This window comes from Aquabacterium sp., from assembly GCF_035476535.1.
Lineage (GTDB): Bacteria > Pseudomonadota > Gammaproteobacteria > Burkholderiales > Burkholderiaceae_C > Pseudaquabacterium.
The window spans coordinates 23,188-35,086 of sequence record NZ_DATILJ010000189.1; the positions used below are offsets into that span (position 1 = coordinate 23,188).

Sequence of the window (11,899 nt, forward strand, 5' to 3'; positions counted from 1 at the left end):
TGGCTATGATGCGGCACGATCCCCGCCTCGGCGCACCCCAGGAGACACCGCTTGAACACTTTCATCCGCTCGACGGCCGGCCTCGCGCTGGCGCTGGTCCTCGCCCTCCCGGCGTCGGCGCAGGACGCGCCGGAACGCATCATCAAGTTCGGCCACCTGAACAACGCCGACCACCCGGTCAGCTTCGGCGTCAAGCGTTTCGCCGAACTGCTGGCGGCCAAGAGCGGCGGCAAGCTCAAGGTCCAGGAGTTCCCCGCGTCCACGCTGGGCAACGAGATGCAGCAGCAGTCCGCGCTGCAGGGCGGCGTGCAGGAGATGTCGGCGCCGGCCACGACCTCGCTGGCGGGCATCGTCAAGGAGTTCGGCCTGATCGACTTTCCGTTCGCGGTGGCGAACTTCGCGCAGGCCGATGCGCTGCTCGATGGTCCGTTCGGCCAGGCCTTGCTTGCCAAGCTGCCCGAGAAAGGCCTGGTCGCGCTGGGCTACTGGGACCTGGGCTTCCGCAACGTCACCAACAGCAAGCGGCCCGTCACCAAGCCCGAGGACCTGGACGGGCTGAAGCTGCGCGTGATCCCCAACCCGGTGTTCCTGGACACCTTCAAGGCCTTCAAGGCCAACCCGGTGCCGATGCCCTTCGCCGAGCTGTATGGCGCGCTCGAAGCCAAGGCCGTCGACGGCCAGGAGAATCCCTTCGCGGTGATCCTGTCGAACAAGTTCTTCGAGGTGCAGAAGTACGTCAGCGCCACCAACCATGTCTACGCCGCCAACATCATGCTGGTCAGCAAGCGCTTCTGGGACCGGCTCTCGCCCGCCGAGCAGAAGATGATGCACGACGCCGCGAACGAATCACGCGGCTACCAACGCCAGGTCAGTCGCGCCGCCGCGCAGAAGGCGGTCGGCGAACTGCAGGCCAAGGGCATGCAGTACAACGAGCTGAGCCCGGCCGAGCAAGCGCGCATGCGCCAGGTTGCGATGCCGGTGACCGCCCGGCTGGCCGCTACCTACGACCCGGCGATGGTCAAGCTCTACAACGACGAACTGGCGCGCGTGCGCAAGTGACACCAAACGCGCCGACCACACCATGAAGATCCTCATCCTGCACGGCCCCAACCTGAACCTGTTCGGCCGCCGTGAACCGCACATCTATGGCACCACCACGCTGGCGCAGATCAACGAGCGATTGACGGCGCTCGCCACGGAACTGCGCGTGGAGCTCGAACTGCTGCAGTCCAACCACGAAGGTGCGCTGGTGGACAAGCTGCACGAGTGCATCGACAGCGTTCAGGGCGCCCTGATCAACCCTGCCGGGCTGACACAGCACGGCGTGTCCCTGCACGACGCGATCAAGGCGATGCCGTTCCCGGTGCTGGAAGTACACATGTCCAACATCGCCGCACGCGAGACCTGGCGCGCGCACTCGATCATCTCGCCGGCCGTGAAGGGCACGATCCAGGGGCTGGGGCCGCACTCGTACCTGGCGGGCTTGCGTGCGCTGGTGGAGATGCTTCGCGATGCCGGCGGCTGACGCGCGGTGCGTGTGGGTCTCATGCGCGAACAGGGGCCCGCACACAACCGCGGCCGATCTGAGGGAACGCGTGATGTGAGTGTCAGCCCCGCCGTGTTCGACGCCCGATGAGCGCGGCCAGCCGGCGGGCGCCCGATGATCGCCGCCGACAACATCGTGTCACGCATTCCGGTAGCACCGGTGGCCACCATCGAGAACCGATGCTGCTACGCTAGCCGGCACGGTTCACCACTCCGCGGAGCGCATGCCCATGGGCGACATCACCCTCCCCGCCAGCCCGCTGGCCGGCCTGATCGACAGCGCCGCGCAAGCCCTGGAGGCGCAGGTCATCGCCTGGCGTCGTGACCTGCATGCCCACCCCGAACTCGGCAACCGCGAGTTCCGCACTGCCGGCATCGTTGCCGAGCATCTGCGCCAATTGGGCTTCGACGAGGTGCGCACCGGCGTGGCCCACACCGGCGTGGTCGGCCTGCTGAAAGGCGGCCTGCCCGGCCCGGTGGTGGCGCTGCGCGCCGACATGGACGGCCTGCCGGTCGCCGAAGAGGTGGACCTGCCGTTTGCGTCCAAGGCCACCACGACCTGGAACGGCGAGACCGTCGGCGTGATGCATGCCTGCGGCCACGACGCGCACGTGGCCATCCTGATGGGCGTGGCGCAGGTGCTGGCGGGCCTGCGCGCTTCGCTGAAGGGCAGCGTGAAGTTCATCTTCCAGCCGGCCGAGGAACTGCCGCCCGAAGGCGAAGAGGGCGGCGCCAAGCTGATGATCGAAGAAGGCGCGATGGACCAGCCGCGGCCCGATGCGGTGTTCGGCCTGCATGTCACCTCCCGCCTGCCGGTGGGCGTGATCGGCTACCGCCCCGGCCCGGCGATGGCCAGCGCCGACAACCTGAAGATCACCGTGCACGGCCGCCAGACGCATGGCGCGATGCCCTGGTTCGGCGTCGACCCCATCGTCACTGCGGCGCAGGTGGTGCTGGGCCTGCAGACCCTGATCAGCCGCGAGACCGACCTGACGCGCGAGCCGGCGGTGGTGACCATCGGCGCCATCAAGGGCGGTGTGCGCGAGAACATCATTCCCGATTCGGTGGAGATGCGCGGCACCATCCGCAGCTTCGACGAGGGCATGCGCGACGAACTGCACGAGCGCGTCACCTACCTGGCCGAAGCCATCAGCCGCGGCGCACGCGCCGGCTGCACGGTGTGCATCAAGAAGAACTACCCGGTCACCGTCAACGACCCCGCACTCACCGCGCAGATGCTGCCCACGCTGCAGCGCGTGGCCGGCGCCGAGCGGGTGATGCTGGTGCCCAAGGTGATGGGCTCGGAAGACTTTTCGTTCTTCCAGCGCGTGGTGCCGGGGCTGTTCTTCTTCGTCGGCGTGGTGCCCGAGGGCATTGACCCGTCCCAGGCCGCGCCCAACCATTCACCGCGTTTTTCGATCGACGAGCGTTGCCTGCTGCTCGGCGTGCGTGCGCTGGCCCAGGTGGCCTGCGATTTCCTCGAGCGCTGACCGCCCCGCCCCCACACGAAGGAGCCCACGATGGATCTGCAACTCACCGGCAAGCGCGCTCTCGTCACCGGCGGCAGTCGCGGTATCGGCAAAGCCATTGCCCGCGTGCTGGCGCAGGAGGGCGCCGATGTGGCGCTGCTGGCGCGCGGCGCACAGGCGCTGGCCGCCAGCGCCGCCGAACTGGCGGCCGAAAGTGGCCGCCGCGTCGTCGGCGTCAGTGCCGACACCACCAGCGACGACCAGGTGCGCCGCGCCGTCGCCGAAGCGGTGAGCCTGCTCGGCGGGCCGATCGACATCCTGGTCAACGCCGCGGCCGAACCGGCGGGCTTCGCCGGCCCGCCGCGGCTGCCGGAAATCACCGGCGCGTTCTTCCACGCCGAGATGGACACCAAGGTGATGGGCTACATCCGCTGCGCACGCGAAGTGGTGGCCGGCATGCGCGCGCAGGGCTGGGGCCGCATCGTCAACGTCAGCGGGCTGGCCGCGCGGCAGACCGGCAATGCCGTGGGCAGCATGCGCAATGTGGCGGTGGCGGCGCTGACGAAGAACATGGCCGACGAACTCGGGCCCTCCGGCGTGCAGGTGACCGTGGTGCATCCGGGCCTGACGCGCACCGAGCGCACCGCGCCGCTGATCGCCCAGCGCGCCAACGCGCAGGACGTGGCGCCCGAGATCATCGACGCGCAGATGGCCTCCGGCAACTCCATCCAGCAGTGGGTCGACGCCAGCGACGTGGCGCAGGTCGTGGCCTTCCTGTGTTCGCCGAAGTCGCGGGCGATCAACGGCGATGCGATTGCCGTGGGCGGCGGGACGCCGCGCAGCATCCATTACTGAGCGCCCCCATACCTGCCGCTTCGCGTCAGGGCCCCCTCGTCCTTGAACGCGCGGGCCGTGCGCCGGCCCGCCCCACATCGGCGTTAGAACTCGTGGTGCACGCGCACCGTCACCATGTTGCCGTGCTTCCTGTAGGTGGAGCCGCTCAGGTAGGCCGCCTGCCAGTGCAGCGTGCCCTCGCCCAGCGCCAGCTTGCCGAACAGCGCCGGGCCGGCGCGGTGCGATTGCATGTCGTGCACGGCCCAGTGTTTCCACTCACCCAGCTCACCGAAGCCCTGCACGCCGAAGTGCAGCCAGGGCTGCCAGCGGTGGCGCACCTGCCACTGGTACTTCAGCTGCGTGGGCTTGCCGCCCATCGCGCCGAAGCCGCGCTCGAACAAGGCATTGAAATTCAGCTGCGTGCGGCCGATGTCGGTCTGCAGCACCGGGCCGAACTCGATGGCGTGGCCGCCATCGTCGCGCTGCCGCTTCACCAGCAGCGTGTGGATCGCCAGGTCGAAGGGGTATTGGCCGGCGGTCAGCAGCAGGTCGTTCTGCCAGTTCAGCGTGCTCAGCTCCGTCGCCTCATCGGACGAGCCCCTGTAGCTGGCCAGCACGCCGGTGTGCCAGCGCCCGTTGACGTTCCAGCCGAAGCCGACTTCCGGCCAGCAGGTGGCCGGCGCGCCGGCCTTGTCGACCGTCCAGTAGCGCAGGTCGACGGTCTTCTGCCCCGGGTTGTCATAGGCAGTGACCACGTAATAACCAGGATCTGCGGCGGCCGCGGCGCTGAACAGCAACGGTGCGACCAGCCGGAAAATGCATCTCACGAAGAAGACTCCAAGCAGCAAACCTAACCCGGTAGCCTAGGGGTCGGCTGCTCAGGCAAAGCGCGGATAAGCGCCACCCCAGCCGACAATCCACCGATGCCCCACCCCCACCTTGCCGATTCCCGTTACGCCTGGTTGCGCCTGATGGTCACGCTGGCCCTGATGACCATCGGCAGCGCCGCGATGTACGTGGTTGCGGTGGTGCTGCCGGCCGTGCAGGCGGAGTTCGGCGTGGAGCGGGCCGATGCCTCGCTGCCCTACACCTTGATGATGGTCGGCTTCGGCCTCGGCGGCATCGTGATGGGCAGGCTGGCCGACCGCTTCGGCGTGATGGTGGTGGTGCTGATCGGCTCGCTGGGCCTGGGTTCAGGCTTTGTCGCGGCGGGCATGGCCGGCAGCCTGACCGGCTTCGCGCTGGCCCATGGCGTGCTGCTGGGCGCACTGGGCAGCGCCGCCACCTTCGCGCCGCTGGTGGCGGACACCTCCTTGTGGTTCGTGCGCCGGCGCGGCATTGCGGTGGCCATCTGCGCCAGCGGCAACTACCTCGCCGGTGCGCTGTGGCCGCCCATCGTGCAGCGGCTGGTCGAGGCCCACGGCTGGCGCCACAGCTACATCGGCCTGGGCCTGCTGTGCGTGCTGACGATGCCGCTGCTGGCGCTGATGCTGCGGCCGCGGCCGCCGATCGGCGTGGCGCCGGCCCCGGGGCCGCTGCAGGCCGTGCAGCCATCGAACCGACCCTTCGGGCTGAGCCTGAACCAGGCGCAGGCGCTGCTGTGCGTGGCCGGCGTGGCCTGCTGCGTGGCGATGGCCATGCCGCAGGTGCACATCGTCGCCTACTGTGGCGACCTCGGCTATGGCGTGGCGCGCGGCGCCGAGATGCTGTCGCTGATGCTGGCCTGCGGCATCGTCAGCCGGCTGGTCTCCGGCCTGATCTGCGACCGCATCGGTGGCCTGCGCACGCTGCTGCTGGGATCGGTGCTGCAGGGGCTGGCGCTGCTGCTGTTCATCCCCTTCGACGGCCTGCTGTCGCTGTACCTGATCTCGGCGCTGTTCGGGCTGTTCCAGGGCGGCATCGTGCCCAGCTACGCGATCATCGTGCGCGAACACTTCCCGCCTGCCGAAGCCGGGGCGCGGGTCGGCACGGTGCTGATGGCCACGCTGTTCGGCATGGCGCTGGGCGGCTGGATGTCCGGCAAGGTCTTCGACCTGACCGGCTCCTACCACGCCGCCTTCATCAACGGCATCGGCTGGAACCTGCTGAACCTGTCGATCGCGCTGTTCCTGTTCAACCGCTACCGCCGCCGGCAGCGGCTGTCAGCCGCCAGTGCAGCCGCCGTCGCGCCGGTCGTCGGCTGAGGTGTCGGCGGGCCGGAGCTCGCTGACCAAGTAGCCTTCCTGCAGCAGTGCACGGCGCAGCCAGTCGGGCTGGGCGCCCTGGCCGTCCCAGGTGTCGCCGGTGACCGGGTGGCGGTACTTGATGCCGGGGTTCAGGCGTGCGGGCGGGCTGGTCGGCAGCACACCTTCCAGCTCTTCGGTGGTGATGCGCCAGTACTCCACCAGGCCTTCGATGCGGGCCAGCGCGGCCCGTTGTTCAGCACTCAGGGGTTTGCTTCGTGTGGCTTGCATGCGTCGGCTATGCATTCACGGCCGCGGCGGCGGCAGGGGGATGAATTCTGTCTCGCCCGGCACCGGGTCGAAGCGCTGGGCCTGCCAGTCGGCCTGGGCCTGGGTGATGCGTTCCTTGCGGCTGGACACGAAGTTCCAGACCATGAAGCGATGGCCCAGCGGTTCACCGCCGATCAGCACCACGCGCGCAGCGGCATCGGCCTGCAGCCGGGGCGTGCTGCCTGCCGGCAGCACCACCATCTCGAACGGCGGCAGCGCTTCGCCGTCCAGCGTGAAGCCGGCGTCCACGCTGTAGAGCGCACGTTCCGGCGCCACGTCGGGCACCGTGAACGCAGCGCCAGCTTCGATGCGGAAGTCCAGGTACACGGTGGGCGACAGCGTGCGCACCGGCGAGCCGGCACCGAAGGCCTGGCCGACCAGCACGCGCACGGCCACGCCGGGCAGCTGGACCGCCGGAATCGCCTGCGCCGGCGTGTGGTCGAAACGCGGCGCATCCTCTTCGTGCTCGGCGGGGACGGCGCACCACAGCTGCAGGCCATGGCTGCGGCGCGTGACGCCGCGCAAGTCGTCCGGCGTGCGTTCCGAATGCACGATGCCGCGGCCGGCCGTCATCCAGTTGATCGCCCCGGGCTCGATGCGCTGCACCACGCCGGTGGAATCGCGGTGCATCATCGCGCCCTCGAACAGGTAGGTCACCGTCGCCAGGCCGATGTGCGGATGCGGCCGCACGTCGTGGTTGTCCAAGGGCTCGGCGGTGACCGGGCCGAAATGGTCGAAGAACAGGAAGGGCCCCACCGCCTGGCGGCGTGCCGAGGGCAGCACGCGGCGCACGGTGAAGCCGCCGCCGAGGTCGTGCGGGCGCGGGGCAATGCGGTCAAAGGTCATGGGCGCGGGCCGGGCGATGGATGCCAAGTCTAAGCCGGCCACCGTGACGGCCAGTGCCGGCGCGCTCAGCGCTTCAGGGCTGGCCCGGCAGGCCGATCATCCAGCCGACGCCGAAACGGTCGGTCAGCATGCCGAACCACGGCGAGAAGAAGGTCTTGGTCAGCGGCAAGTCGACCTTGCCACCTTCGGCCAAGGCGGCGAAGAAGCGGTCGGCCGTGACCTTGTCGTTCACCGAGATCGACAGCGAAAAGCCATTGAACTGGGTCTGGCCGGTGTTCATGCCGTCCGAGGCCAGCACCGTGGTCTCGCCGATCTTGAAGGCCGCATGCAGCACCTTCTTGCCGGAGTCCGGCGGCAGCATGCCGGGCGGCGACGGCTCCGGACTGTCCTCGTTGCGCATCAGCATCAGCACCTCGGCGCCGAGGGCTTGTTTGTAGAACGCGACCGCCTCTTCGCAGCGGCCGTTGAAGAACAGATAGGCTTGAACCAGCATGGCAACTCCTTCATGTCGGCGGGTTTCGGGCGCTGCCGTCGGGGTCCCATCATCTCGCGGTCTTCACGGCCGGCGCCATCCAGAGCACCCGCGGCAATTGGCGTGCCGCAGCCCGTCGACGCGGGCGCTCGGTGCATGGCCGATGCGAGGCGCCACGGTGATTCGCAGACAATTGCGCAAACCCGTACCGCTGTCGAATTTCACGGAAAGACTGCTGCTGTGTCCGAACCCGCCCTGCGCTCCTGCGATGAGCTGCCCGTGCCCGAAGGCTTTGTGCTGCGCGAGATCGGCGGCCCGTACTTCACCGCGCTGGGCCCGATCTACATGAAGCCGACGCCGCAGGGCGGCGCAGTGATCGCGCTGCGCGTGGCACACCAGCACACCAACATGGCCGGCATGACGCATGGCGGCATGCTCGCCACGCTGGCCGACGGCGCCTTCGGCATCAACATCGCGATGCTGCGCAAACGGCGCAGCGGCCAGGTCACCGTGTCGCTCAACGCCGACTACCTGTCCCCCGCGCGGCCCGGCGATTGGCTGGAAGCGCATGTGACGGTGCGCCGCATGGGCTGGCAGCTGGCCTTTGCCGATTGCCTGCTGCAGGTCGGTGAACGCCTGGTGCTGCGCGCAACCGCGGTGTTCTCGTTCGTCGCTGCCAGCGGGACGGCACGGCCGGACGCCAAGGACGGCTGAGCCCGCGCCGCGGGCCGCTGTCACTCCGGGCTTGCACGGCTGACGGACGCGTTGCCGCGCCGCACACTGCGAGGCCATGCAACGGAGGCTGGTCCGATGAAACCCACGCTTGTGTTCGAAGGCCAGGTCATCGACCCTGACGCGTTCTTCGACCGTTATCAGCGCGCCGCCGCGGCACTGCAGGCGCTGGGCATCGTCGAAGGCGATGTGGTCGCGCTGATGCTGCACAACAGCCCGCTGAACCTGGAGCTGATGCTCGCCACGCGCTGGCTGGGCGCCGTGTGGTGCCCGGTGAACTGGCACTTCAAGGCCGAGGAGTTGCGCTACATCCTCGCGGACAGCGGCGCCAAGCTGTTCTTCGCCGAAGACGCGCTGCTGCAGGCGCTGGGCGATGTGGCGCCGGCCGGCGTCAAGACGCTGAGCCCGGCCGCCTGGCAGGCGCTGCGCGATGCCGCGGCGCCGCTGGACCAGCCGGCGCGCGCGCCGCGCGGCCCGATGCTCTACACCTCCGGCACCACCGGCCGGCCCAAGGGCATACGCCGGGAGCCGTCCACGCCCGAGCAGGCGGCCACCGCGCTGGACCGTTCGCGCCTGGCCTACGGCCTGGAGCCCGGCATGCGCGCATTGCTGAGCGCGCCGATGTACCACAGCGCCCCCAACGCCTATGCGATGGGCGTGGCGCAGCACAGCGGCACGCTGTTCCTAGAAGCGCGCTTCGATGCCGAAGCGACGCTGCAGCTGATCGAGCAGCACCGCATCACCCATGCCTACCTGGTGCCGACCATGTACGTGCGCCTGCTGCGCCTGCCGCAGGCCGTGCGCGCGCGCCACGACCTGCGCAGCATGCGCTTCGTCGGCTCCACCGGCTCGCCCTGCCCGCCCGAGATCAAGCGCGCGATGATCGACTGGTGGGGCCCGGTGATCTACGAGGCCTATGGCTCCAGCGAACTGGGCTACATGAGCTTCCTGCGGCCCGAGGAAGCGCTGCGCAAGCCCGGCTCGGCAGGCCGGCCCATCGCTGGCGTGGCGATGCGCATCCTCGACGAGCAGGGCCACGAGCTGCCGCAGGGCCAGGCCGGGCTGATCTACGTCAAGCCGTCACTGGCGGCCAGCTTCACCTACCAGGGCAACGATGCCGCGCGCGCAGCGATGGAACGCGAGGGTTTCCTGACCATGGGCGACATTGGCTACCTCGACGACGACGGCTACCTGTTCATTGTCGACCGCTCGGCCGACATGGTCATCTCCGGCGGCGTGAACATCTACCCGGCCGAGATCGAGGCCACGCTGCAGGCGATGCCCGGCGTGGCCGACTGCGCGGTGTTCGGCATTCCTGACGCCGAGTTCGGCGAATCGCTGGCCGCCGCAGTGCAGCCCAGCGCGGACACCAGCGGCGCCGCGCTAACCCCCGAAGACGTGAGACGCTGGCTGCAGCCGCGGCTGGCCAACTACAAGCTGCCGCGGGTGGTGACACTGCATGCATCGCTGCCGCGCGAAGACACAGGCAAGATCTTCAAGCGCAAGCTGCGTGATCCGTACTGGCAGGGCCAGGCGCGGCGGATCTGACCCACCGCCCCCGACCCCGGCCACTCCCCGGCCGCCTTCAGCGAGGCGAGCCGGAGGCCATGCGGCCGATCAGTGCCCGGGTCTCCACTTCCGCGGCCGCCGCGGCGTCCAGCGATGAGCGGCACAGGCCGGCCTGCTCGTAGCGCAGGTTCTCGTACATCTGGGCCATGGCGGGAAAGACGCCCAGCAGGATCTCCAAGGTCGGGTCCTGCGGCACGGCAGCGAGTTCCGCGGCCAGGCGGGCGGCCACGGCACGGTACTGCCCGGCCCCCACCGGCGCCGCGCCCTGCTCGAGCCGCTCCAGCAACTGCGCCAGCGTCACCAGCACCCTCAGGCGCTCCGGTACTTCAATTCGCTTTGTCGCTTGCATGTCCATTGCCCCCTACGGGGTCTCGTGACTGACAGGGTTTGTACTTGGGGGTGATGCGCCGCGTTGCAAGCTCCCCTGCCGAACGGGTAGAGTCCGCCGCACTTTCCCCTGCCCGGAGTTTGTTGATCATGGCCCTGCTCACCCTCGGCACCGGCGACCGCATCCGCAGCCGCGACGACCTGGCACGCTTCGAGGCCGAGATGACGCTGGCCCAGCGCCTGCCCGAGCGCAGCATCCTGGACGTGTTCATCGGCAGTGCGGCGCGCCAGCCCGAACGCACCGCGATCACGATGCTGATGAGCGGCGCGCCCGACGAGCAGCCGCGCCGCGTCAGCTACCGCGAGCTGCTGGGCCTGGTGCGGCGCGCGGCCAACTTGTTCTCGTCGCTGGGCGGCCCGCGGCCCGGCGTGGCCTACATGCTGCCCAGCCTGGTCGAGACCCATGCCACGCTGTGGGGCGCCGAGACCGCGGGCTACGCGGTGCCGATCAACTTCCTGCTGCAGCCCGAGCACATCGCCGGGCTGCTGCGGGCCTCCGGCGCGCGCATCCTGGTCGCCCTCGGCCCGCACCCGGTGCTGGACATCTGGCAGAAGGCGCTGGCGCTGCGCGAGCAGGTGCCGGGGCTGACGCTGCTGCGCGTCTCGCCACCCGGCCTGCCGCTGGAAGACGGCGTGATCGACTTCCACAGTGCGCTGATGGCCCAGCCCGACGCGCAGCTGGTCTTCGGCGAGCCCGGCCGCGACGACGAGGTGTCGGCCTACTTCCACACCGGCGGCACCACCGGCACGCCCAAGCTGGTGGCGCACACCCACCGCAGCCAGCTGGTCGCCGCATTCGGCGGCGCCGTGCTCGGCGACATGCAGCCCGACGACACGCTGACCGCCACGCTGCCGCTGTTCCATGTCGGCGGCACGATCTTCTGCGCGCTGAGCGCCTTCATGGCCGGCGTCAGCCTGCTGGTGATGTCGCCCAGCGGCCTGCGCAACCCGGCCATGGTGCAGGGCTTCTGGCGCCTGGCGGCGCAGCACCGCGCCAGCCTGGTCGGCGCGGTGCCCACCTCGGTGGGTGCGGTGCTGGAAGTGCCGCTGGACGGCGCCGACATCAGCGCCGTGCGGGCCGGCTTCTGCGGTGCCGCATCGCTGCCCATCGCCGTGGGCGAGCGCTTCCAGCAGGTCACCGGCCGCAGCCTCCACGAGGTCTACGGCATGACCGAGGCCTCGGGCCTGATCGCCATCGATGCCGTGGCCAGTGAAGGCGGTGTCGGCTCGGTGGGCTGGGCCCTGCCCTACACCCAGGTGGTGGTCTGCCGGCTGGAGGCCAGCGGCCGCCTCGGCCCGCCCTGCGCGCCGAACGAGATCGGCGTCATCACCATCCGCGGCCCGCATGTCTCGCCCGGCTACCGCAACCCCGAGCACAACGCCGGCGTGTTCGACGAGGGTGTGCTCAATTCCGGCGACCTGGGCTTCATCGACGAACACGGCCGCGTGCACATCGCCGGCCGCGCCAAGGACCTGATCATCCGCAGCGGCCACAACATCGACCCGCTGATGATCGAGAACGCGATGGCCAGCCACCCGGCCGTGGCGCTGGC

Annotated in this window: 13 protein-coding genes; 8 read left to right on the top strand and 5 right to left on the bottom strand. The window is 69.6% G+C overall.

The annotated features are described in order from the left end of the window. The first annotated feature begins 51 nt into the window (after nucleotides 1–51). From VLK61_RS18670 to VLK61_RS18685, 4 genes are all read left to right on the top strand, one after another. The gene (locus VLK61_RS18670; protein ID WP_325423127.1) at nucleotides 52–1,059 is read left to right on the top strand and encodes a TRAP transporter substrate-binding protein; all 1,008 of its coding nucleotides are present in this window, start codon (nucleotides 52–54) and stop codon (nucleotides 1,057–1,059) included. Nucleotides 1,060–1,081: 22 nt separating this feature from the next. Continuing rightward, on the top strand, nucleotides 1,082–1,525 hold the full coding sequence (locus tag VLK61_RS18675; protein ID WP_325423128.1) for a type II 3-dehydroquinate dehydratase: 444 nt from the start codon (nucleotides 1,082–1,084) through the stop codon (nucleotides 1,523–1,525). Between the two features lie 250 nt (nucleotides 1,526–1,775). Beyond that, nucleotides 1,776–3,035: an amidohydrolase gene (locus VLK61_RS18680; RefSeq protein ID WP_325423129.1), complete on the top strand. Its 1,260-nt coding sequence runs from the start codon at nucleotides 1,776–1,778 to the stop codon at nucleotides 3,033–3,035. 30 nt (nucleotides 3,036–3,065) lie between these two features. After that, on the top strand, nucleotides 3,066–3,869 hold the full coding sequence (locus VLK61_RS18685) for an SDR family NAD(P)-dependent oxidoreductase (RefSeq protein WP_325423130.1): 804 nt from the start codon (nucleotides 3,066–3,068) through the stop codon (nucleotides 3,867–3,869). A gap of 83 nt (nucleotides 3,870–3,952) precedes the next feature. Here VLK61_RS18685 and VLK61_RS18690 read toward each other — a convergent pair whose 3' ends face one another. Continuing rightward, on the bottom strand, nucleotides 3,953–4,675 hold the full coding sequence (locus VLK61_RS18690) for a hypothetical protein (protein WP_325423131.1): 723 nt from the start codon (nucleotides 4,673–4,675) through the stop codon (nucleotides 3,953–3,955). A gap of 96 nt (nucleotides 4,676–4,771) precedes the next feature. On the opposite strand from VLK61_RS18690, the gene VLK61_RS18695 reads away from it, so the two are divergent. Continuing rightward, nucleotides 4,772–6,031 carry an MFS transporter gene (locus VLK61_RS18695; RefSeq protein ID WP_325423132.1) on the top strand — a complete coding sequence of 420 codons (1,260 nt, stop codon included), beginning with the start codon at nucleotides 4,772–4,774 and terminating at the stop codon, nucleotides 6,029–6,031. Here the strand turns inward: VLK61_RS18695 and VLK61_RS18700 are convergent. The 3 genes from VLK61_RS18700 to VLK61_RS18710 form a co-directional block, all read right to left on the bottom strand. Then, on the bottom strand, nucleotides 5,990–6,301 hold the full coding sequence (locus VLK61_RS18700; protein WP_325423133.1) for an H-NS family nucleoid-associated regulatory protein: 312 nt from the start codon (nucleotides 6,299–6,301) through the stop codon (nucleotides 5,990–5,992). The two genes, VLK61_RS18695 and VLK61_RS18700, sit on opposite strands and share 42 nt — an antisense overlap. Nucleotides 6,302–6,316: 15 nt before the next feature. Next, nucleotides 6,317–7,186 (bottom strand): pirin family protein, encoded by an 870-nt coding sequence (locus VLK61_RS18705; RefSeq protein ID WP_325423134.1) that lies wholly within the window; start codon nucleotides 7,184–7,186, stop codon nucleotides 6,317–6,319. A gap of 73 nt (nucleotides 7,187–7,259) precedes the next feature. After that, complete coding sequence (locus VLK61_RS18710; RefSeq protein ID WP_325423135.1) at nucleotides 7,260–7,679, bottom strand: VOC family protein; 420 nt, start codon at nucleotides 7,677–7,679, stop codon at nucleotides 7,260–7,262. Between the two features lie 219 nt (nucleotides 7,680–7,898). Here VLK61_RS18710 and VLK61_RS18715 point away from each other — a divergent pair, with 219 nt between their 5' ends. After that, a complete protein-coding gene (locus VLK61_RS18715; RefSeq protein WP_325423136.1) occupies nucleotides 7,899–8,372 on the top strand; it encodes a PaaI family thioesterase in 474 nt (157 codons plus the stop codon). Between the two features lie 96 nt (nucleotides 8,373–8,468). Beyond that, complete coding sequence (locus VLK61_RS18720; RefSeq protein ID WP_325423137.1) at nucleotides 8,469–9,938, top strand: AMP-binding protein; 1,470 nt, start codon at nucleotides 8,469–8,471, stop codon at nucleotides 9,936–9,938. A gap of 37 nt (nucleotides 9,939–9,975) precedes the next feature. On the opposite strand, the gene VLK61_RS18725 is transcribed toward VLK61_RS18720, so the two are convergent. Beyond that, entirely contained in the window at nucleotides 9,976–10,308 is a 333-nt protein-coding gene (locus tag VLK61_RS18725; RefSeq protein WP_325423138.1) for a hypothetical protein, read from the bottom strand. Between the two features lie 128 nt (nucleotides 10,309–10,436). Here VLK61_RS18725 and VLK61_RS18730 point away from each other — a divergent pair. Then, on the top strand, nucleotides 10,437–11,899 hold a 1,463-nt coding region (locus VLK61_RS18730), incomplete at its 3' end, for an AMP-binding protein (protein ID WP_325423139.1).